Annotated in this window: 16 protein-coding genes; 15 read left to right on the top strand and 1 reads right to left on the bottom strand. The window is 66.9% G+C overall.

What is annotated here, in order from left to right; all coding sequences use genetic code 11:
* The first annotated feature begins 38 nt into the window (after positions 1-38).
* The 12 genes from F3J18_RS10485 (at position 39) to F3J18_RS10430 (ending at position 11,891) form a co-directional block, all read left to right on the top strand.
* On the top strand, positions 39-926 hold the full coding sequence (locus F3J18_RS10485; RefSeq protein ID WP_013696166.1) for a ParB/RepB/Spo0J family partition protein: 888 nt from the start codon (positions 39-41) through the stop codon (positions 924-926).
* A gap of 7 nt (positions 927-933) precedes the next feature.
* Positions 934-2,067 carry an SLC13 family permease gene (locus tag F3J18_RS10480; RefSeq protein WP_046580203.1) on the top strand — a complete coding sequence of 378 codons (1,134 nt, stop codon included), beginning with the start codon at positions 934-936 and terminating at the stop codon, positions 2,065-2,067.
* Between the two features lie 264 nt (positions 2,068-2,331).
* Positions 2,332-2,862, top strand: a complete 531-nt coding sequence (locus F3J18_RS10475; protein WP_013696168.1) for an ATP synthase subunit I — start codon at positions 2,332-2,334, stop codon at positions 2,860-2,862.
* A 161-nt stretch (positions 2,863-3,023) separates the two neighbouring features.
* Positions 3,024-3,875: a F0F1 ATP synthase subunit A gene (gene atpB, locus F3J18_RS10470; protein ID WP_025097717.1), complete on the top strand. Its 852-nt coding sequence runs from the start codon at positions 3,024-3,026 to the stop codon at positions 3,873-3,875.
* Positions 3,876-3,951: 76 nt separating this feature from the next.
* Complete coding sequence (atpE, locus tag F3J18_RS10465) at positions 3,952-4,221, top strand: F0F1 ATP synthase subunit C (protein WP_013696170.1); 270 nt, start codon at positions 3,952-3,954, stop codon at positions 4,219-4,221.
* 126 nt (positions 4,222-4,347) lie between these two features.
* The gene (locus F3J18_RS10460) at positions 4,348-4,818 is read left to right on the top strand and encodes a F0F1 ATP synthase subunit B (protein ID WP_013696171.1); all 471 of its coding nucleotides are present in this window, start codon (positions 4,348-4,350) and stop codon (positions 4,816-4,818) included.
* A 2-nt stretch (positions 4,819-4,820) separates the two neighbouring features.
* Complete coding sequence (locus F3J18_RS10455; protein WP_060004443.1) at positions 4,821-5,360, top strand: F0F1 ATP synthase subunit delta; 540 nt, start codon at positions 4,821-4,823, stop codon at positions 5,358-5,360.
* Positions 5,361-5,404: 44 nt separating this feature from the next.
* Entirely contained in the window at positions 5,405-6,946 is a 1,542-nt protein-coding gene (gene atpA / locus F3J18_RS10450; RefSeq protein WP_013696173.1) for a F0F1 ATP synthase subunit alpha, read from the top strand.
* A gap of 72 nt (positions 6,947-7,018) precedes the next feature.
* The gene (gene atpG, locus F3J18_RS10445; RefSeq protein ID WP_025097719.1) at positions 7,019-7,897 is read left to right on the top strand and encodes a F0F1 ATP synthase subunit gamma; all 879 of its coding nucleotides are present in this window, start codon (positions 7,019-7,021) and stop codon (positions 7,895-7,897) included.
* A gap of 72 nt (positions 7,898-7,969) precedes the next feature.
* Positions 7,970-9,364 carry a F0F1 ATP synthase subunit beta gene (gene atpD / locus F3J18_RS10440; protein WP_017917924.1) on the top strand — a complete coding sequence of 465 codons (1,395 nt, stop codon included), beginning with the start codon at positions 7,970-7,972 and terminating at the stop codon, positions 9,362-9,364.
* 159 nt (positions 9,365-9,523) lie between these two features.
* The gene (locus F3J18_RS10435; RefSeq protein ID WP_013696176.1) at positions 9,524-9,949 is read left to right on the top strand and encodes a F0F1 ATP synthase subunit epsilon; all 426 of its coding nucleotides are present in this window, start codon (positions 9,524-9,526) and stop codon (positions 9,947-9,949) included.
* A 175-nt stretch (positions 9,950-10,124) separates the two neighbouring features.
* Positions 10,125-11,891, top strand: a complete 1,767-nt coding sequence (locus F3J18_RS10430; RefSeq protein ID WP_166912772.1) for an AMP-binding protein — start codon at positions 10,125-10,127, stop codon at positions 11,889-11,891.
* A 673-nt stretch (positions 11,892-12,564) separates the two neighbouring features.
* Here F3J18_RS10430 and F3J18_RS10425 read toward each other — a convergent pair.
* Positions 12,565-13,413 (bottom strand): transporter substrate-binding domain-containing protein, encoded by an 849-nt coding sequence (locus F3J18_RS10425; RefSeq protein ID WP_152554330.1) that lies wholly within the window; start codon positions 13,411-13,413, stop codon positions 12,565-12,567.
* 183 nt (positions 13,414-13,596) lie between these two features.
* Here F3J18_RS10425 and hemE point away from each other — a divergent pair, with 183 nt between their 5' ends.
* From hemE to putA, 3 genes are all read left to right on the top strand, one after another.
* The gene (hemE, locus tag F3J18_RS10420; protein WP_345891759.1) at positions 13,597-14,691 is read left to right on the top strand and encodes a uroporphyrinogen decarboxylase; all 1,095 of its coding nucleotides are present in this window, start codon (positions 13,597-13,599) and stop codon (positions 14,689-14,691) included.
* A 528-nt stretch (positions 14,692-15,219) separates the two neighbouring features.
* Positions 15,220-17,472, top strand: coding sequence for a primosomal protein N' (locus F3J18_RS10415; protein WP_166912770.1), 2,253 nt, complete (start codon positions 15,220-15,222; stop codon positions 17,470-17,472).
* A 493-nt stretch (positions 17,473-17,965) separates the two neighbouring features.
* Positions 17,966-21,510 (top strand): trifunctional transcriptional regulator/proline dehydrogenase/L-glutamate gamma-semialdehyde dehydrogenase (putA, locus tag F3J18_RS10410; RefSeq protein ID WP_166912769.1); only part of this gene is annotated, 3,545 nt, incomplete at its 3' end.

The following is a 21,510-nucleotide window of genomic DNA, read 5'->3' as shown; positions in this document are numbered from 1 at the left end:
CGCGTCGTGCCAACGGACCAGCAAACGAGGGAAATGCGATGAATGCGGTAGCGAAGAAGAAAGGTCTGGGACGCGGGCTCGAAGCCCTGCTCGGCGGCAGCGCCGACATCACCGAATCGGTGAAGATCGAGGGCGCGCTGAACACGCTGTCGCTCGACAAGCTGCAGGCCGGCAAGTACCAGCCGCGCACGCGCATGGACGAGGGCGCGCTGCAGGAGCTCGCGGCCAGCATTCGTGCGCAGGGTGTGATGCAGCCGATCCTGGTGCGCCCGATCGGCGCCGAGCGCTTCGAGATCATCGCCGGCGAGCGCCGCTTCCGGGCCGCGCGCCTGGCCGGGCTCGCCGAGGTGCCGGTGCTGATCAAGGAGGTGACCGACCAGGCCGCCGCCGCGATGGCGCTGATCGAGAACATCCAGCGCGAGGATCTCAACCCGCTCGAGGAGGCGCATGGCATCCAGCGCCTGCTCGACGAATTCAGCTTCACGCACGAGCAGGCCGCCGAGGCGGTGGGACGCTCGCGCAGCGCCGTGTCGAACCTGCTGCGCCTGCTGAACCTGGCCGCGCCGGTGCAGACCATGCTGCTGGCCGGCGATCTCGACATGGGCCACGCGCGCGCGCTGCTGGCCGTCGATGCGGCTACCCAGATCACGCTGGCTCACCAGGTGGTGAACCGCCGCCTGTCGGTGCGCGAGACCGAGAAGCTGGTCGCGCAGACCACCAAGGAAGCGCCCGCCCTGAAGGCCAAGGCCAAGGACGACGGCGGGCGCGACACGCGGCGCCTCGAGGAGGAGCTGTCCGACATGCTGGCCTCGAACGTGAAGATCAAGCTCGGCCGCCGCGGCCGCGGGCAATTGACGATCGACTTCGGCGATCTCGATGCGCTCGAGGGCATCCTCCTGCGCCTGCGCGGCAATATCGCAGCCTGAGGCGCCGATGAGCGAAGTTCGCGGGTGGCTTGCCCCGCGCCGCTGGTTCGCCTTCGTCGCGAACGAGCCGGTGCTGTCGATCCTCGTCCTTGCCCTGGTGGTGCTGCAGGTCGCGCGGCCGCAACCGGCGCTCGCGCTCGCGCGGCTGGTCGACTGGCAGACCGTCGCCACGCTGGCCGGCCTGCTGATGGTCACCAAGGCGCTGGAGTTGTCGGGCTTCCTGATGTGGCTCGCGCATCGCATCGTGCATCACGTGCGCAGCGAGCGCTCGCTGGCGATGCTGCTGATCGTGTTCGCGGCCGTGCTCGCCACCTGGCTCACCAACGACGTTGCCCTGTTCGTGGCGGTGCCGCTGGTGGTGTCCCTGCAACGGCTCACGCCCCTGCCATTCAAGCGGCTGGTGATCTGCCTGGCGATCGCCGTCAACGCCGGCTCGATCGCCACGCCGCTCGGCAATCCGCAGAACCTGTTTCTCTGGCAGCGCAGTGGTGCGTCATTTGGTCGCTTCGTGCTCGAGCTGGGACCACTCGCGCTGATCACGATGCTGATGCTGCTCTTGCTGGCAGCTTGCATGTTCCGTTCAAAACCGCTCGATTTCTCGGGCGACACCGAGGCGCACGCGGTGCGCCGGCCGCTCGCGATCACCGCGGCGGTGCTGTTCGCGGGCTTCGTGCTGGCCGCCGACGCGCACTACGCGGTGCCGGGCGTGATCGCGGTGGCGGTGCTGCTGCTGGCGATCCGGCGCGACGCGGTGCTGCGCATCGACTGGCTGCTGCTGCTGATCTTCGTGCTGATGTTCATCGTGCTGCGCAGCGCGGCGGCCTTGCCGGTGGTGCACGACACGGTGGCCGGGCTCGGCCTGGACGCGCCGCTGCGCCTTTATACGGCGGGCGCGGTGCTGTCGCAGGGCATCAGCAACGTGCCGGCGGCGATCCTGCTTTCCGAGTTCGGCGGTGATTGGCGCGCGCTCGCCTTCGGCGTCAGCGTGGGCGGTTTCGGTTTCGCGGTCGGCTCGCTGGCAAACCTGATCGCGGTGCGCCTGGCGAAGACGCCGGGCCTCTGGGGGCCGTTCCATCTGGTGTGCATTCCCTTCGGCCTGATCGCCTTCGCGATCGGCGGGCTCTGGTTGCATTTCGTCTAGCTGTCGCGTTCGGTGTTTCGTCTGCCGAAGCGGAACGAAAACAAGCTGTAAGGTGCGCGTGCCGAGCACCTTACAACTGTTGTCTGACGTCGGAAATTGACGCGATTTTCCACGCAACTCGCCGCGATTTCGTGGTGTTTTTGTCGCCTGCAAAACCTTGAATCGCTTGCGGGTATCGCTTACAATCGCTCGGATTTGTTAGCACGGCCAGCCCGAAGGCTTTTTGAAAGCTGAAGGCTTACGGCGATTTAGCGGAAGACGAAGATGGCGGGTCAAGCGCCGGAAGACAGGCACGACGATCATCGCCACGCGCAGCAGGTCGCTGGCGTGCAGCGGCACGGTGTTCCACACGCGGAAGACGATTGGGAAGCCGGGCAGCAGGATAACAATATCGTTCCGCTCACGCGGGCCGAGGCTGAAGCGCTGTTCGGTCCGGACGTGAGCCGGCCATCTCGCGTCACCCCGTTTCGGGTGGTGATCGCACAGGTGGTCTTGTCCCTGGTTGCAACGCTGGCGTGGTGGCTGTTTTCAAAGTCGCCGGGTGCCGCTGCGCAATCGGCAATGCTGGGCGGAGCGATCGGCTGGGTACCGAGTGCGGTGTTTGCAGCGAGACTGAGATTCGGCGGTGCGAACACCGTGATGGGCTGGATGTTCGGCGAGGCGCTGAAGCTGGGCGTGACGATTGCGATGTTCACCGCGGTGGCGCTCCGGTTCCCGGACGTGCACTGGGTGCCGCTGCTCGTCACCTATCTCGTCGCACTGAAGACCTACTGGCTCGCACTCGCCTGGCGGTAAAGCATCTTGCGGCAAATCGATGTCGGATTTCGACGCATACGCGGCGCAGCGTGTGCAAGTATCGCAGTTCGACTCGAGGTTGCGCTCTCGTGTTCCCGCAATAATTTCTTGCGGTAATACGTAAAACAACGATTTTCGACAATTGGGTGGCATTAACGACTATGGCAGCTAGCGAAGGCACGCACGCTCTGGATCCGTCCGAGTACATTGCGCACCACTTGCAGAACTTCACCTCCTCGCATCAGACGTCGATCGTCGACTTCCATGTGTGGAATCTCGATACGCTGTTCTGGTCGATCGTCTGTGGTCTCGTGACCATCCTGGTGCTGCGCCTTGCTGCTCGCAAGGCCACGCCGGGCGTGCCGGGCCGCTTCCAGTGCCTGATCGAGATGATCGTCGAGATGGTCGAGGATCAATCGAAGGCGGTGGTGCACGGCAACCGCACCTTCATCGCGCCGCTGGCCCTGACGGTCTTCGTCTGGGTGCTGCTGATGAACTCCCTCGACTTCCTCCCCGTCGACCTCCCGGGCCGCGTGATCGGCGCGCTGGGCCTGGCCGGCGTGATCCCCAATCACCGCATCGTCCCCACCGCCGACCTGAACGGCACGCTCGGCATCGCGCTCGGCGTGTTCATCCTGATGCTCTACTACAGCATCAAGATCAAGGGCGTCGGCGGCTTCGCGCACGAGCTGGTCTCGGCACCGTTCGGCGCGCACCCGCTGCTGTGGATCCCGAACCTTGCGTTGAACATCGTCGAATACGTCGCCAAGACCGTTTCGCTCGGCATGCGGCTGTTCGGCAACATGTACGCGGGTGAGCTGGTGTTCCTGCTGATCGCTCTGCTGGGCAGCATGTGGAGCTTCGGCGGCGACGCGACGGTTCTCGGCTTCGTCGGTCACGTGATCGCGGGCAGCGTCTGGGCAATCTTCCACATCCTGATTGTTCTGTTGCAGGCATTCATCTTCATGATGCTGACGCTGGTGTATCTCGGCCAGGCGCACGAATCGCACTGAGCGGGCGTCCGGTAGAAGAGTCTTCGTTTTTCGTTTTTAAATCTCTAGTTCCAAGTCTTTTCACATAGGAGTGATCATGCAAGCTTTCATCGCCAACATCCAGGGTCTGACCGCTATCGGTATCGGCATCATCATCGGCCTGGGTGCCGTCGGCGCCTGTATCGGTATCGGCCTGATGGGTGGCAAGTACATCGAAGCCTGCGCACGTCAGCCCGAGCTGATCAACCCGCTGCAAACCAAGATGTTCCTGCTGGCTGGCCTGATCGACGCGGCATTCCTGATCGGCGTTGGCGTGGCGATGCTGTTCGCGTTCGCGAACCCGCTCCTGTCGAAGCTCGCAGGCTAAGGTTCCCCGGAAATATTGCGCCCGCATGGCGGGCGCAGGGCGGAACGGAGACCGGGCGCTGATCGGATGCAACTCGATGAGCGCCTTACCGTTTCTTTTTCCCGGATAGCAGACTAAGGAAACACCGTGAATCTCAACGCAACCCTGTTTGCGCAAATGGTCGTGTTCCTGATCCTCGCGTGGTTCACGATGAAGTTCGTGTGGCCGCCGCTGATCAACGCACTCGACGAACGCGCGAAGAAGATTGCCGACGGTCTCGCCGCAGCGGAAAAGGGCAAGGCGGAACTCGCAGCGGCGCACAAGGCCGCTGACCAGGAGCTCGCGCAAGCCCGTACCGACGGACAGCAACGCATCGCCGACGCCGAAAAGCGCGCGATCGCCGTCGCGGACGAAATCAAGGCGAACGCGCAGGCCGAAGCGGCCCGCATCGTCGCCCAGGCGAAGGCCGACGCCGAACAGCAAATCGTGAAGGCCCGTGAACTGCTGCGCGCGGATGTCGCGACGCTGGCCGTCAAGGGCGCCGAACAGATCCTGAAGCGCGAAGTCGACCAGGCGGCCCACGCCGAACTGCTGAATCAACTGAAAGCCGAGCTCTGATCATGGCCGAATTTGCAACCATCGCCCGCCCTTACGCAGAAGCGCTGTTTCGCGTGGCCGAGGCTGGTGACGTCGCCGCCTGGTCCACCCTCGTCAAGGAGCTGGCCCAGGTTGCGCAACTGCCCGAAGTCCAGTCTGTCGCGTCCAACCCGAAGGTCGGGCGCGAACAGGTCGTCGAACTGCTGGTTGCCGCGGTGAAGTCGCCGCTGGCGAGCGGCACGGAAGCGAAGAACTTCGTGCGGATGCTGGTCGACAATCACCGCACCGTGCTGCTGCCGGAGATCGCCGTGCAATTCGAGGCGCTGAAGAATGCGCGCGAAGGCGCCGCCGACGTGCAGATCGTCAGCGCGTTTCCGCTCGAAGGCGCGCCGCTCGCCGAGCTGCTCGCGAGCCTCGAACGGAAATTCGCACGCAAGCTGAAGCCGACGGTCGAGGTCGACCCGTCGTTGATCGGCGGCGTGCGCGTGACGGTCGGCGACGAAGTGCTCGACACCTCGGTGCGCGCGCGGCTGGTCAGCATGCAAAGCGCACTGACCGCCTGAGCGCCGCAGCCGGCACGCAACAGAATTGAACATCAGGAGCGAATATGCAACTCAATCCCTCTGAGATCAGCGAGCTGATCAAGAGCCGGATCCAGGGCCTTGAAGCGAGCGCGGACGTTCGCAACCAGGGCACCGTGATCTCCGTGACGGACGGCATCGTGCGCATCCACGGCCTGTCGGACGTGATGCAGGGCGAAATGCTCGAATTCCCGGGCAACACCTTCGGCCTCGCGCTTAACCTCGAGCGCGACTCGGTCGGCGCGGTGATCCTGGGCGACTACGGCCACATCTCCGAAGGCAACATCGTCAAGACGACGGGTCGCATTCTGGAAGTGCCGGTCGGTCCCGAACTGATCGGCCGCGTGGTCGATGCGCTCGGCAACCCGATCGACGGCAAGGGCCCCGTCAACGCCAAGGCCACCGACGCGATCGAGAAGATCGCTCCGGGCGTGATCTGGCGTCATGGCGTGTCGCAGCCGGTGCAGACCGGCGTGAAGTCGATCGACGCGATGGTGCCGATCGGCCGCGGCCAGCGCGAGCTGATCATCGGCGACCGCCAGACCGGCAAGACCGCCGTGGCGCTCGACACGATCATCAACCAGAAGGGCAAGGACCTCGTCTGTATCTACGTCGCGATCGGCCAGAAGGCTTCGTCGATCATGAACGTGGTGCGCAAGCTCGAGGAAACCGGCGCGATGGAATACACCATCGTGGTGTCGGCCTCGGCTTCGGATTCGGCCGCGATGCAGTACCTCGCGCCGTACGCCGGCTGCACGATGGGCGAATACTTCCGCGATCGCGGTCAAGACGCCCTGATCATCTATGACGATCTGACCAAGCAAGCCTGGGCCTATCGCCAGATCTCGCTGCTGCTGCGCCGCCCGCCGGGCCGCGAAGCCTATCCCGGCGACGTGTTCTATCTCCACTCGCGTCTGCTCGAGCGCGCCGCGCGCGTCTCGGAAGAGTACGTCGAGAAGTTCACGAACGGCGAAGTGAAGGGCAAGACCGGTTCGCTGACGGCCCTGCCGATCATCGAAACGCAGGCAGGCGACGTCACGGCCTTCGTGCCGACCAACGTGATCTCGATCACGGACGGCCAGATCTTCCTGGAAACCGACCTGTTCAACGCGGGCATCCGTCCGGCAATCAACGCCGGCGTGTCGGTGTCGCGAGTCGGCGGCGCCGCGCAGACCAACGTCGTGAAGAAGCTCTCGGGCGGTATCCGTACCGACCTGGCGCAGTACCGCGAGCTGGCTGCCTTCGCGCAGTTCGCCTCGGACCTGGATGCCGCCACGCGCAAGCAGCTCGAGCGCGGCCGCCGCGTCACGGAACTGCTCAAGCAGCCGCAGTACCAGCCGCTGCAGGTCTGGGAACTGGCCGTCGCGCTGTTCTCGGCGAACAACGGCTACCTCGACGACATCGAGGTGAAGGACGTGCTCGCCTTCGAGAAGGGCCTGCGCGAGTACCTGAAGACCAGCCACGCCGACCTGATCAAGCGTATCGAAGACACCAAGGCTTTGTCGAAGGAAGACGACGGCGCGCTGCACGAAGCGCTGAAGTCCTTCAAGAAGTCGGGCGCCTATTGATCCGCGAGGGACACCTCGAGGCGATGCCATGCGCGTGAGCGCTGAGGCATCGCTTCGGTCAAGGAGCAAGCAATGGCTGGAATGAAGGAAATCCGCGGCAAGATCAAGAGCGTGCAGAACACGCGCAAGATCACCAAGGCGATGGAAATGGTCGCGGCATCGAAGATGCGCCGCGCGCAGGAACGCATGCGCGCTGCCCGTCCCTATGCCGACAAGGTCCGCGCGATCGCCGCGCACATGAGCCGCGCGAACCCGGAATACCGCCACCCGTTCATGGTGGCGAACGAGGAATCGAAGACGGCTGGCCTGATCCTCGTCACGACCGACAAGGGTCTGTGCGGCGGCCTGAACACCAACGTGCTGCGCACGACGGTGAGCAAGCTGAAGGAACTCGAGAAGCAGGGCCAGAAGTTCGAGGCCACCGCGATCGGCAACAAGGGCCTCGGCTTCCTGAACCGCTTCGGCGGCAAGGTGGTCTCGCAGGTCGTCCAGCTCGGCGATACGCCGCACCTGGACAAGCTGATCGGTGCCGTGAAGGTGCAGCTCGACGCGTACTCGGAAGGCAAGCTGTCGGCCGTCTACATCGCCTACACGCGCTTCATCAACACGATGAAGCAGGAAGCGGTGATCGAGCAGCTGCTGCCGCTGTCGGCCGAGCACTTCGAGAACGGCGCGGACGGTACGCCCAAGACCTCGTGGGACTACATCTACGAACCGGATGCGCAGGCGGTGGTCGACGAGCTGCTGGTGCGCTACGTCGAGGCGCTGGTGTACCAGGCAGTGGCGGAAAACATGGCGTCCGAGCAATCGGCGCGAATGGTCGCGATGAAGGCTGCGTCCGACAATGCGAAGACCGTGATCAGCGAGCTTCAGCTGTCGTACAACAAGAGCCGGCAAGCCGCGATCACGAAGGAGCTGTCGGAGATCGTCGGCGGTGCCGCCGCGGTGTAAGCGGCTCAGCGACCGTTGCCTCGAAACTGCGCCCTTGCGCGAGTAAAGAATCAGGTATTGAAAGGAAAAGCGATGAGTACTACTGCTTTGGTAGAAGGCAAGATCGTACAGTGCATCGGCGCCGTTATCGACGTGGAATTCCCGCGCGACAGCATGCCGAAGATCTACGACGCGCTCACTCTGGATGGCTCGGAACTGACGCTCGAAGTCCAGCAGCAGCTGGGTGACGGCATCGTCCGCACCATCTGTCTGGGTGCCTCCGACGGCCTGCGCCGCGGCGTGGCGGTGAAGAACACCGGCAAGCCGATCTCGGTGCCGGTCGGCAAGCCGACCCTCGGCCGCATCATGGACGTGCTGGGTCGTCCGATCGACGAGGCCGGCCCGATCGAGAGCGAGCATCAGCGCTCGATCCACCAGAAGGCACCGGCGTTCGACGAACTGTCGCCGTCGACCGAACTGCTCGAAACCGGCATCAAGGTGATCGACCTGGTCTGCCCGTTCGCCAAGGGCGGCAAGGTCGGCCTGTTCGGCGGCGCCGGCGTGGGCAAGACCGTCAACATGATGGAGCTCATCAACAACATCGCGAAGGAACACGGCGGTTACTCCGTGTTCGCGGGCGTGGGCGAGCGTACCCGTGAAGGGAACGACTTCTACCACGAGATGAAGGACTCCAACGTGCTGGACAAGGTCGCGCTGGTCTACGGCCAGATGAACGAGCCGCCGGGCAACCGTCTGCGCGTGGCGCTGACCGGCCTGACGATGGCCGAGCACTTCCGTGACGAAGGCCTCGACGTGCTGTTCTTCGTCGACAACATCTACCGTTTCACGCTGGCCGGTACCGAAGTGTCGGCACTGCTGGGCCGGATGCCGTCGGCGGTGGGTTACCAGCCGACGCTGGCCGAGGAAATGGGCAAGCTGCAGGAACGCATCACGTCGACCAAGACCGGCTCGATCACGTCCGTGCAGGCCGTGTACGTTCCGGCGGATGACTTGACCGATCCGTCGCCGGCCACCACCTTCGGCCACCTGGACGCCACCGTCGTGCTGTCGCGTGACATCGCCTCGCTGGGTATCTACCCGGCCGTCGATCCGCTCGACTCGACCTCGCGCCAGATCGACCCGAACGTGATCGGCGAAGAGCACTACACCATCACGCGCGGCGTGCAGCAGACGCTGCAGCGCTACAAGGAACTGCGCGACATCATCGCGATCCTGGGCATGGACGAACTTTCGCCGGAAGACAAGCAGACGGTCGCCCGCGCACGGAAGATCCAGCGCTTCCTGTCGCAGCCGTTCCACGTCGCGGAAGTGTTCACGGGCGCGCCGGGCAAGTACGTGCCGCTGAAGGAAACGATCCGTGGCTTCAAGATGATCGTCGAAGGCGAGTGCGACCACCTGCCGGAACAGGCGTTCTACATGGTCGGCACGATCGACGAAGCCTTCGAGAAGGCCAAGAAGATCCAGTAAGGTCAGGGTGAGTGGCAGGCGCGTGCCGCCTGCGCCGGCGCTTCGGTCGATTTCGGCTGGAGCGCTTGCGCGAGGCGCGCTGCCTGCAACACGCTCGACCTGCCGTGCATGGGACGGGCAGCGGCGCGCCAGCGCCGGGGTCCGTCGACAGGAGTCCATATGGCAACCATCAAAGTAGACGTCGTCAGCGCGGAAGAGGAAATCTTCTCGGGCCAGGCGAAGTTCGTCGCGCTGCCGGGCGAATCGGGTGAGTTGGGCATTCTGCCCGGCCACACGCCGCTCATCACCCGGATTCGTCCGGGCGCGGTGCGCATCGAATCGGAAGGCGGTCAGGACGAATTCGTGTTCGTCGCCGGCGGCATTCTCGAAGTGCAACCGGGCGCCGTGACCGTGCTCGCCGACACCGCGATTCGCGGCCGGGATCTCGACGCCGCGAAGGCCGAGGAAGCGAAGCGTCGTGCCGAGGAAACGCTGCAGAACGCGAAGTCGGATATCGACCTCGCGAAGGCGCAGTCGGAACTCGCCACGGCGATGGCGCAGCTCGAGGCGATCCAGCGTCTTGCCAAGATCCGCAGCAAGAACTGAAGCGTCGGTGCCTCGCGCACCGGCAGGAAGAAGCAGCCTCCGGGCTGCTTTTTTTTCGTCCGGGTTTTCGCCCCGCCTCCGCTGCCGCGAGACGCGGGCCGCGCTAACCCCGATGTCAGCCGATTGTCAGCCGGTGCAGAATGAGCCGGCTCACCGCACCTACTCGGAGATGGCAATGACGACGACGGCAAACCAGGCTTCGAATCCGGGCGACCAGGCTGGCCAGGGCTCCCGCCCTGCGGGAATCGCGCCGCACGACGGCCTTTCCTACGTGCGAGGCACGACCGACGTGCCACTCAGCCACGACACCATCGGCCATTTCCTGGCCGCCGCCATCGCGCGTTTCCCCGATCGGCCGGCCGTGGTATTCCGCGAGCAGGACGTGCGCTGGAGCTGGCGCGAGTTCGGCGACGAGGTCGATGCGCTGGCCGCGGCGCTGATCGAGCTCGGCATCGCGCCCGGCGAGCGCGTCGGCATCTGGGCGCCGAATCGCGTCGAGTGGCTGCTCACGCAGTTCGCTACCGCGCGGATCGGCGCGATCCTGGTCAACATCAACCCCGCCTACCGGCTCGCCGAGCTCGAATACGCGCTGAACCTGGTCGGCTGCAAGATGCTGGTGGCGGCCGATTCGTTCAAGAGCTCGCAGTACACGCAGATGCTGCGCACGCTCGCGCCCGAGCTCGACGACTGCGCGCCGGGCGCCCTGCATGCGGCGCGCCTGCCCGCGCTGCGCGCGGTGGTGTCGATGAGCGAGGCGCCGCCGGCCGGCATGCTGCGCTTCGACGACGTGCTCGCGCACGGGCGCACGCTGCGCGAGCACGCGGGCCTCGACGTGCTCGGCGCGGGCCTGGCCGACACCGATCCCATCAATATCCAGTTCACCAGCGGCACCACCGGCAGCCCGAAGGGCGCGACTCTCACGCATCGCAACGTGGTCAACAACGCGCGCGCGATCGCGCGGGTGATGCGGCTCACCGAACAGGACGCGCTGTGCATTCCGGTGCCGCTCTATCACTGCTTCGGCATGGTGCTGTCGGTGCTGGCCAGCGTGTCGGTCGGCGCGAAGATGGTGTTTCCCGGCGCCGCCTTCGATCCGCTCGCCACCCTGGCCGCCGTCGAGGCCGAGCGCTGCACGGCGCTGCAGGGCGTGCCGACCATGTTCATCGCCGAGCTCGACCACCCCGAATTCAAGCGCTTCGACCTCGGCACGCTGCGCACCGGCATCATGGCCGGTTCGCCCTGCCCGATCGAGACCATGAAGCGCGTGGTGGCCGAGATGCACATGGCCGAGGTCACCATCGCCTACGGCATGACCGAAACCAGCCCCGTCTCGTTCCAGAGCACCACCGACGACACGCTGGAGAAGCGCACCACCACGGTCGGCAGGATCCAGCCGCACCTGGAGGCGAAGATCGTCGATGCCGAGGGCGCGATCGTGCCGGTCGGCGCCACCGGCGAACTCTGCACGCGCGGTTACGCGGTGATGGCGGGCTACTGGGGCGACGAGGCGCTCACGCGGCGCGCGATCGTCGACGGCTGGATGCACACGGGCGACCTGGCCACCTTCGACGAGGAAGGCTTCTGCAATATCGTCGGGCGCCTCAAGGACATGCTGATCCGCGGCGGCGAGAACATCTATCCGCGCGAGATCGAGGAATTCCTGTTTCGTCACCCGAAGATCCAGAGCGCGCAGGTGTTCGGCGTGCCTGATCCGAAGTACGGCGAGGAAGTGTGCGCGTGGATCGTGCTGCGCGCCGGCGAGGCGATGGACGAGGAGGAGCTGCGCGACTTCTGCCGCGGGCAGATCGCCCACTACAAGGTGCCGCGCTACGTGCGATTCGTGGAGGCGCTGCCGATGACGGTGACCGGCAAGGTGCAGAAGTTCGTGATGCGCGACGCGATGATCGACGAACTGCGGCTGACGGAGCAGAAAACGGCCTGACGCGGGAGCGTTTGCGTTTTCTATGGACGAAAAAAAGCGGGCTTATTAGCCCGCTAAAAACCACACGCTACGGGGTTAGCGCGAGGAGACCAAAGGTGGAAGCAATCGGCATGAGCCGATCACGATTCCAACAAGGATGCCCCTGGGAAGGGATTCGGTACGAGACCGACGGACTATTCAGCGTGCTTCGTATCCGCTCACACAAGGCACAAGAAAGACCGCATCCGTGTTGAAACCGTGAGAGCCATTGTGGGCGAATTGATCGGGGCTGGCGGTAACAAAGTGTATCAGGTTGTAACGCCCGCCAGATAAGGCTCTCCGGGATTTTTTACTTTCTGTCGGAGTTTAAAGCGGGGTTTTTTTACCGTATTTTCCGGCCATCATTTTGTGTGTTTTTTTGTGTTTTCGCCAAACGCCAGAATAAGGCCGACAAGCCGGCAAAACTGGTATTTCCTGCATTCGGATAATCCCCGATTTCCCGGACGAATATCCTCGCGATGGTGCATCAATCCGGCTACAGCCGACTTCCTGCCGCCTTGCGGGCCGGTTCGGTGCCCCGCCGGGCCCGGCGGCGGCACCGATGGCCGGCTGGACTACCCGGTCCGGTAAGCCTTGCCGCCCCGGGTGTAACCGGCGCGCCGCGTCGTAAGACACCGAAACGCCGGCCGCGCCCCTACTTGAGCCATTTGTCCGTCACGGCCTGGAATTCGCCGGTCTCGCGGGCCAGATGCAGCCACTGGTCGACGTATTGCTGGAACACCACGTCGCCGCGCGGAACCATGTAGGCCTTCTCGCCGAACTGGAACGGCTGCTCGGGGTGGACCGAGCAGAGCCCGGGATTGAGCTTCTGCTGCCAGAGCGTTTCCGAGGCATCGGTGACCATCACGTCGGCGCGGCCGTCGAGGATCTCCCGGAAGATCGTCACGTTGTCGGGATGCACGCTCAGTTGCGCGTGGCCCAGGTACTGCCTGGCGAAACGCTCGTTGGTGCCGCCCGGGTTGACGATCACGCGCGTGGCCGGCTGGTCGATCTGGGCGACGCTCTGGTAGCGGCCCACGTCGGCGCAGCGCACGATCGGCGTCTTGCCGTCCTGCATGGTCGGGCGCGTGAAAAAGGCGCGCTGTTGGCGATCGAGCGTGGTGGAGATGCCGCCGACGGCGATATCGCAGCGCGCCACGAAATCGTCGGTGAGCGCGCGCCAACTGGTCTTCACGTACTCGGTGCGCACCTTCAGCGAACGCGCCAGCGATTCGGCCAGGTCGATGTCGATGCCCTCGAAGCGGCCGTCGGGCCGGTAATACGAATAAGGGCGGTAGTCGCCGGTGGTGCACACGCGCAGCACGCCGCGCGCGAGCACTTCGTCGAGCCGCGAGGCGGCGGCGGGCGCCGCGCCGGCCGCGTTGGCGATCGGCTCGGCGGGGCTGGCCGCGAAGGCCGTGGCGCCCGCGCAGGCGATGCCAAAGCCAAGGCAGGACGCGACTGCGCGTGCACGGAAGCGCGCCGGAATGAGGGCCGGGATCATCGATGTCTCCAAACGGGGTTTTCTGGTGGCGAGTGCTGGAATGCGGCGCCGGCTCCGGGGCACGGGCGGCGCGCATCGGTCCCCGATGATAGCGGCGCGCGCCGGTCCCGCGAAGCCGTCGCGCGGCCGGCGGCGGGCGGCTCCGGTAGAATGCGCGTTTGCACCCGCTTCGTCGCTCATACCGTGGCTCATAACCTGCTCAACGACACCTTCCTGCGCGCGCTGCGTCGCGAGCCGACCGACTACACGCCGATCTGGCTGATGCGCCAGGCAGGCCGTTACCTGCCCGAGTACAACGCCACGCGTGCGCGCGCCGGCAGCTTCCTGGGCCTGGCCAAGAATCCCGACTACGCGACCGAGGTGACGCTGCAGCCGCTCGAGCGCTACCCGCTCGACGCCGCGATCCTGTTCTCCGACATCCTGACGATCCCCGACGCGATGGGCCTGGGCCTCGAGTTCCAGGCCGGCGAGGGGCCGAAGTTCGCCAGCCCGGTGCGCACCGAGGCCGACGTGGCGCGGCTGGCCGTGCCCGACATCGGCGCGACGCTGGGCTACGTGACCGATGCGGTGCGCGAGATCCGACGCGCGCTGACCGACGCGCAGGGCCGCCAGCGGGTGCCGCTGATCGGCTTCTCGGGCAGCCCCTGGACGCTCGCCTGCTACATGGTCGAGGGCGGCGGCTCGGACGATTTCCGCACCGTGAAGTCGATGGCCTATGCGCGGCCGGACCTGATGCAGCGGATCCTCGATGTCAACGTGGATGCGGTGGCGGCCTACCTGAACGCGCAGATCGAAGCCGGCGCGCAAGCCGTGATGATCTTCGACACCTGGGGCGGCACGCTGGCCGACGGCGCCTACCAGCGCCTCTCGCTGGACCCGATCCGTCGCGTGGTGGCCAAGCTCAAGCGCCAGCACGACGGTGAGCAGGTACCGGTGATCACCTTCACCAAGGGCGGCGGGCTGTGGCTCGAGGAGATCGCCGCCAGCGGCGTCGACGCGGTGGGCCTGGACTGGACCGTCAACCTCGGCCGCGCGCGCGAGCGCGTGAACGGCGCGGTGGCCCTGCAAGGCAACCTCGACCCGAACATCCTGTTCGCGCCGTCGGCGACGATCCGCATGGAAGCGCGCGCGGTGCTCGACAGCTACGGCAACCATCCCGGCCATGTGTTCAACCTCGGCCACGGCATCTCGCAGTTCACGCCGCCGGAAAGCGTCGCCGAGCTGGTCGACGAGGTGCATCGCCATAGCCGCACGCTGCGCGCGGGTTCGCTGGGCTGAGGAAGTCGCGCGGGCGGCGCGTTGGCGGGGCTTTCCACCTGCTCGCCCGGGCTACCTGGCGCGGGCAGGACAGGGCCTGATCGGCGCGTCGAATCGAAGCCGGGATGCTGCGTCGCAGCGATTCCGGTTTGCGCCGGCCGGGCGAATCGGGGCGCAAGCGCCCGTCGATCGGCACTTCCCGGCTTGTCAAGACTTGACTTATACACATTTTGCACGTTGCGGCGCGGTAGAGCGCCGCGTCGACAAAACGTCCACGCTATTGCGCCGGAAATCGGATAGCAGCCTTGCTGGATAAGGCTCGGCGACAAGGACTCCGATGTATCAAAAAGCAGTGATCGGCACGCGGGGAAGCCATTCCGGGACAGTCAAGCACGAGTTCTCAACAAAGTTATCCACAGGAAGGATCGGCTTCCACTGATTCTTAATGAGAATCCGAAACTTAGCGCCGAAAGTGATGTTTTACTTTAACTTCGCGTCGCCGGCCGTGCGCCGGCCGTCGATCGCGCCTGCCGGCGCGCCGGGCGGCCAATGAGCGAAGCCCTCTACGTGAGCGTCGCGCTCGATCATCCTTTAGCGACGCTATTCGATTACCGCTATCGCGGCGCGCTGCCGCCGCGCGTCGGCATGCTGGTGCAGGTGCCGTTCGGCAAGCGGCTGGTGGTGGGGCTTATCTGCGAAGTCGCCACTCACACCGAGGTGCCCGAGAATCGCCTGCGCGAGGTCGCCGCGATCTGCGGCGAGCTGCCGCCGCTGGCCGGCGACTGGCTCGACCTGGTCGATTTCGCGGCCGATTACTATCAGCGCGGCCGCGGCGAGGTTGCCCTGCCGGCGCTGCCGCAGGCGCTGCGCGACGCCGAGCGCTGGGGCCGCCTGCTGGCGCCCGAGATCCGCTACCAGCTCTCGCCCGCCGGCCGCGATGCCCTGCCCGATGCGCTGCCCGCGCGCGCCGCGGCGCTGCGCCGGCTCGCGCAGGCGCTGCTCGACAACCCCTCCCTCCCCCTGCCCGAACTGCGCGCGCTGCATCCCAAGGCGCAAGCGACGCTCGACGCCTGGTGCGAGGCGGGCTGGGCCGCCTGCATCGAGATCGCCGCGGCCGACGTCGGTGGACAAGCGGTGGATAACTCGATCGTCGCGCCTGTGCCGCCGGCCCTCACCGCCGAGCAGGCCGACGCGCTGGAAGCGATCGAGGCCGCGCGCGGCTTCGCGCCCTTCCTGCTGCACGGCGTGACGGGCAGCGGCAAGACCGAGGTCTACCTGCGTGCGCTGGCGGCGCTGCTGTCCACGCGACCCGAGGCGCAGGCGCTGGTGCTGGTGCCCGAGATCAACCTGACGCCGCAGTTCGAGGCCGCGTTCCGCGCGCGCTTCGCCGCGGTGCTGCCGCCCGGCGCGATCGTCACGCTGCACAGCGGGCTGGCCGAGGGCGAGCGCGCGCGACACTGGCTCGCCGCGCATACCGGCCGCGCGCGCATCGTGCTCGGCACGCGCCTGGCGGTGCTGGCCTCGCTGCCGTCGCTGGCGATGATCGTGGTCGACGAGGAGCACGAGCCCGCCTACAAGCAGCAGGAAGGCCTGCGCTACTCGGCGCGCGACCTCGCGGTATGGCGCGCCAAGCGGCTCGAGATCCCGGTGGTGCTGGGCTCGGCCACGCCCTCGCTGGAAAGCTGGTGGCAGGCCGAGCAGGGCCGCTACACGCGGCTCACGCTGTCGCGCCGCGCGGTGGCCGACGCGGTGCTGCCCACCGTCAGGCTGGTCGACCTGGAGGAGGAGCGGCGGCGCGGCCGCGCCTCGATCGGCGGCTTGTCTGGGCCGCTGGTGGCCGCGCTCAAGGGCCGGCTCGAACGCGGCGAGCAGAGCCTGATCTTCCTGAACCGGCGCGGCTACGCGCCGGCGCTGGCCTGCGACGCCTGCGGCTGGGTGGCCGGCTGCCCGCGCTGCAGCGCCTACGTGGTGCTGCACAAGCCCGAGCGCGCGCTGCGCTGCCACCATTGCGGCTGGGAATCGCGGATCCCGCACAACTGCCCCGAGTGCGGCAATGTCGATATCGCGCCGCTCGGGCGCGGCACGCAGCGCGTCGAGGAGACGCTCGCCGAGGCGGTGCCGGGCGCGCGGATCCTGCGCATCGACGCCGACAGCACGCGCCGCAAGGGCAGCGCCGAGGCGCTGTTCTCCGACGTCCATGCCGGCGAGGTCGACATCCTGGTGGGCACCCAGATGATCGCCAAGGGGCACGACTTCCGGCGCGTCTCGCTGGTCGGCGTGCTCAATGCCGACACCGCCCTGTTCTCGCACGACTTCCGCGCCACCGAGCGCCTGTTTGCGCAGCTGATGCAGGTCAGCGGCCGCGCGGGCCGCGCCGGGCTGCCCGGCGACGTGCTGATCCAGACGCGTTATCCGCGCCACGCGCTCTATCACGCGCTGGCGCGGCACGATTACGTCGGCTTCGCCGGCTCGACGCTGGCCGAGCGCCGCGACGCGCACCTGCCGCCCTTCGTCTACCAGGCCTTGCTGCGCGCCGAGGGGCGCACCCTGGAGGCCGCGCTGGCCTTCCTGCAGGCGGGCGCGGCCGAGCTGGCGGCGCTGCCCGGCGCCGAGCGCGTGACCGTCTACGACGCCGTGCCGATGACGATCGTGAAGGTGCTCCATGTGCACCGCGCGCAACTGCTGGTGGAAAGCGCCTCGCGCGCGGTGTTGCAACACGTGCTGGCGGCGTGGCAACCGCGGCTGCGCGAATTGAAGGGCGTGTTGCGCTGGAGCGTCGAGGTGGACCCGCTCGACATCTGAGCGACGCGCCGCCAAGGCCTTCCCGAGCCGGTTTGCGCGACGGGAGCGCATGCATCGAAGTGGTGCAACCAGCGGGCTTCCCGGACGTTTTCCAGGTCGCGCCGGCTGCCTTCGATGCTGCCGTGGGCCCACATTTCGCCTGCTTCGCGATGCGCCGGAATCAAACCGGAACCCACGACAGGCAAGGCGCGAGGTCGATCACCGCGTAGCGAGCACTCGCCTCGCCGCCGTGCGAGGTACTTCCCAAAACACCAATTCCCCATTCCGGTGCACCAAAAAATCCGCGCCAGACGCTCACCCGTCCTAAGGGAAAATACCGATCACCCTAGTGCTTGGCGTGGACCGGTTGCGATGCTCTAATGCATTGATTTCAAAGTATTTTGCAAAGGTGCAACCGAACTCGCGATTCGGTTGCACCTTTTTATTGTGTGGCATAGGATTCCGCGAGTCTTATCCACGCGACCGCCGGCCAAGTACCGGCACACAAGGAATCATGGCAAGCACCACCCTAGGCGTCAAAGTCGACGATCTGCTCCGTTCGCGTCTGAAGGACGCCGCCGCGCGCCTGGAGCGCACCCCCCACTGGCTGATCAAACAAGCGATCTTCGCGTACCTCGAGAAGATCGAGCACGGCCAGCTTCCGGCCGAGCTGTCGGGTCGCAGCGGTTTCGCCGAACTCGCCGACAGCCATGCCGACAACGACGACGGCGCGCCCCACCCGTTCCTCGAATTCGCGCAGAGCGTGCAGCCGCAATCGGTGCTGCGCGCCGCGATCACGGCCGCCTATCGTCGCCCCGAGCCCGAGTGCGTGCCCTTCCTGATCGGCCAGGCCCGCCTCAGCGCGAACCTGTCGGCCGACGCGCAGAACCTGGCCGCCAAGCTGGTCGAGACGCTGCGCAGCAAGAGCTCCGGCGGCGGCGTCGAAGGGCTGATCCACGAATTCTCGCTGTCGAGCCAGGAAGGCGTGGCGCTGATGTGCCTGGCCGAGGCGCTGCTGCGCATCCCCGATCGCGCCACGCGCGACGCGCTGATCCGCGACAAGATCAGCAAGGGCGACTGGCGCTCGCACGTCGGCCACGCGCCCTCGCTGTTCGTCAACGCGGCCACCTGGGGGCTGATGATCACCGGCAAGCTGGTCACCACCAACAGCGAGGCCGGGCTGTCCTCCGCGCTCACGCGCCTGATCGGCCGCGGCGGCGAACCGCTGATCCGCAAGGGCGTCGACATGGCGATGCGCCTGATGGGCGAGCAGTTCGTGACCGGCGAGACGATCTCGGAGGCGCTGGCCAACAGCCGCAAGTACGAGGCGCGCGGCTTCCGCTATTCCTACGACATGCTCGGCGAGGCCGCCACCACCGAGGAGGATGCGCAGCGCTACTACGCCTCCTACGAGCAGGCGATCCACGCGATCGGCAAGGCCGCCGGCAGCCGCGGCATCTACGAAGGCCCGGGCATCTCGATCAAGCTGTCCGCGCTGCATCCGCGCTACTCGCGCGCGCAGCAGGATCGCACCATCAGCGAACTGCTGCCGCGCGTGCGCGCGCTGGCCCTGCTGGCGCGCCGCTACGACATCGGCCTCAATATCGACGCCGAGGAAGCGGACCGCCTGGAGCTCTCGCTCGACCTGCTCGAGGCGCTCTGCTTCGATCCGGACCTGGCCGGCTGGAACGGCATCGGCTTCGTGGTGCAGGCCTACCAGAAGCGCTGCCCGTTCGTGATCGACTACCTGATCGACCTGGCGCGCCGCAGCCGCCACCGCCTGATGATCCGCCTGGTGAAGGGCGCTTATTGGGACTCCGAAATCAAGCGCGCCCAGGTCGACGGCCTGGAGGGCTACCCGGTCTACACGCGCAAGATCTACACCGACGTGTCCTACCTGGCCTGCGCAAAGAAACTGCTCGGCGCGCCCGACGCGGTCTATCCGCAGTTCGCCACGCACAACGCGCACACGCTCTCGGCGATCTACCACCTGGCCGGCCAGAACTACTACCCGGGCCAGTACGAGTTCCAGTGCCTGCACGGCATGGGCGAGCCGCTGTACGAGGAAGTGACGGGCCGCGACAAGCTGAACCGCCCGTGCCGCGTCTACGCGCCGGTCGGCACCCACGAAACCCTGCTCGCCTACCTGGTGCGCCGCCTGCTCGAGAACGGCGCCAACACCTCCTTCGTGAACCGCATCGCCGACAAGGCGGTGGCCGTGAAGGACCTGGTGGCCGATCCGGTCGAGGAAGCCGCCAGGATCGTCCCGCTCGGCGCGCCGCACGCGAAGATCCCGCTGCCGCGCCAGCTCTACGGCGATTCGCGCGCCAACTCGATGGGCCTCGACCTGTCGAACGAACATCGCCTCGCCTCGCTGTCCTCGGCACTGCTGACGAGCGCGCATCATCCGTGGCGCGCCGCGCCGCTGCTGGCCGACGAGGCCTTGTCCGACGCGCCGGCGCGCGAGGTCCGCAACCCGGCCGACCTGCGCGACGTGGTCGGCACCGTCAGCGAGGCGACGCCCGAGCAGGTCAGTGCCGCGCTCGCGCATGCCGTGTCGGCCGCGCCGATCTGGCAGGCCACGCCGGTCGAGGATCGCGCCGACTGCCTGGCGCGCGCCGCCGACCTGCTCGAGGCGCAGATGCACACGCTGATGGGCCTGGTGATCCGCGAGGCCGGCAAGTCGCTGCCGAACGCGGTGGCCGAGATTCGCGAGGCGATCGACTTCCTGCGCTACTACTCGGCGCAGATCCGCGACGAGTTCTCCAACGACACGCATCGCCCGCTCGGCCCGGTGGTCTGCATCAGCCCCTGGAACTTCCCACTGGCGATCTTCATGGGCCAGGTGGCGGCCGCGCTGGCCGCCGGCAACACGGTGCTGGCCAAGCCCGCCGAGCAGACCCCGCTGATCGCCGCGCAGGCCGTGCGCATCCTGCGCGAGGCCGGCGTGCCGGCCGGCGCGGTGCAACTGCTGCCGGGCGACGGCGAGACGGTCGGTGCCGCGCTGGTGGGCGATCCGCGCACGCGCGCGGTGATGTTCACCGGCTCGACCGAGGTCGCGCGCCTGATCAACAAGGTGCTGGCCGCGCGCCTGGACCCGGACGGCAAGCCGATCCCGCTGATCGCCGAGACCGGCGGCCAGAACGCGATGATCGTGGATTCGTCCGCGCTGGCCGAGCAGGTGGTGGCCGACGTGCTGAACTCGGCCTTCGACTCGGCCGGCCAGCGCTGCTCGGCGCTGCGTGTGCTCTGCCTGCAGGACGACGTGGCCGACCGCACGCTGACCATGCTCAAGGGCGCCATGCACGAGCTCGCGCTCGGCAACCCCGATCGCCTCTCGACCGACGTCGGCCCGGTGATCGACGCCGACGCCAAGCGCGGCATCGATGCCCACGTGGCCGCGATGAAGGAAAAAGGCCACCCGGTCACCCAGCTGCCGATGCCGGACGGCTGCGCGCAGGGCACCTTCGTGCCGCCCACGCTGATCGAGATCGGCAGCATCGACGAGCTCAAGCGCGAGGTGTTCGGCCCCGTGCTGCACGTGGTGCGCTATCGCCGCAGCGCGCTCGACAAGCTGCTCGAGCAGGTGCGCGCGACCGGCTACGGCCTCACGCTCGGCATCCATACGCGCATCGACGAGACCATCGCCCATGTGATCGGCCGCGCCCATGTCGGCAACATCTACGTGAACCGCAACGTGGTGGGCGCCGTGGTGGGCGTGCAGCCGTTCGGCGGCGAGGGACTGTCCGGTACCGGTCCCAAGGCCGGCGGCGCGCTCTACCTGCAGCGCCTGCTGGCCACGCGCCCGGCGGGCCTGCCGAAGTCGCTGGAGGCCTCGCTGGTGGTGGATGCGCCGGTGGAGGGCGAGTCGGGTGATAATCCGGCGTCGGCCCTGGCCGCGCTGCGCGACTGGCTGATCGAACAGCGCGAGGCCGCGCTGGCCGCGCGCTGCGAAGGCTACCTGTCGCGCGTGCTGGCCGGCGCGACCGCGGTGCTGCCCGGCCCGACCGGCGAGCGCAACACCTACACGCTCGGCCCGCGCGGCACGGTGCTCTGCAT

Origin of the sequence: Burkholderia sp. Ax-1720 (genome assembly GCF_011753035.1) — a bacterium.
In the GTDB taxonomy this organism is placed as follows: domain Bacteria; phylum Pseudomonadota; class Gammaproteobacteria; order Burkholderiales; family Burkholderiaceae; genus Burkholderia; species Burkholderia gladioli.
This window is presented reverse-complemented; position numbering and strand designations above follow the sequence as displayed.

Coding starts and splice junctions, on each gene's coding strand:
- F3J18_RS10485 (WP_013696166.1), top strand. CDS start 39: ATGAATGCGGTAGCGAAGAAGAAAGGTCTGGGACGCGGGCTCGAAGCC.
- F3J18_RS10480 (WP_046580203.1), top strand. CDS start 934: ATGAGCGAAGTTCGCGGGTGGCTTGCCCCGCGCCGCTGGTTCGCCTTC.
- F3J18_RS10475 (WP_013696168.1), top strand. CDS start 2,332: ATGGCGGGTCAAGCGCCGGAAGACAGGCACGACGATCATCGCCACGCG.
- atpB (WP_025097717.1), top strand. CDS start 3,024: ATGGCAGCTAGCGAAGGCACGCACGCTCTGGATCCGTCCGAGTACATT.
- atpE (WP_013696170.1), top strand. CDS start 3,952: ATGCAAGCTTTCATCGCCAACATCCAGGGTCTGACCGCTATCGGTATC.
- F3J18_RS10455 (WP_060004443.1), top strand. CDS start 4,821: ATGGCCGAATTTGCAACCATCGCCCGCCCTTACGCAGAAGCGCTGTTT.
- atpA (WP_013696173.1), top strand. CDS start 5,405: ATGCAACTCAATCCCTCTGAGATCAGCGAGCTGATCAAGAGCCGGATC.
- atpG (WP_025097719.1), top strand. CDS start 7,019: ATGGCTGGAATGAAGGAAATCCGCGGCAAGATCAAGAGCGTGCAGAAC.
- atpD (WP_017917924.1), top strand. CDS start 7,970: ATGAGTACTACTGCTTTGGTAGAAGGCAAGATCGTACAGTGCATCGGC.
- F3J18_RS10435 (WP_013696176.1), top strand. CDS start 9,524: ATGGCAACCATCAAAGTAGACGTCGTCAGCGCGGAAGAGGAAATCTTC.
- F3J18_RS10430 (WP_166912772.1), top strand. CDS start 10,125: ATGACGACGACGGCAAACCAGGCTTCGAATCCGGGCGACCAGGCTGGC.
- F3J18_RS10425 (WP_152554330.1), bottom strand. CDS start 13,413: ATGATCCCGGCCCTCATTCCGGCGCGCTTCCGTGCACGCGCAGTCGCG.
- F3J18_RS10415 (WP_166912770.1), top strand. CDS start 15,220: ATGAGCGAAGCCCTCTACGTGAGCGTCGCGCTCGATCATCCTTTAGCG.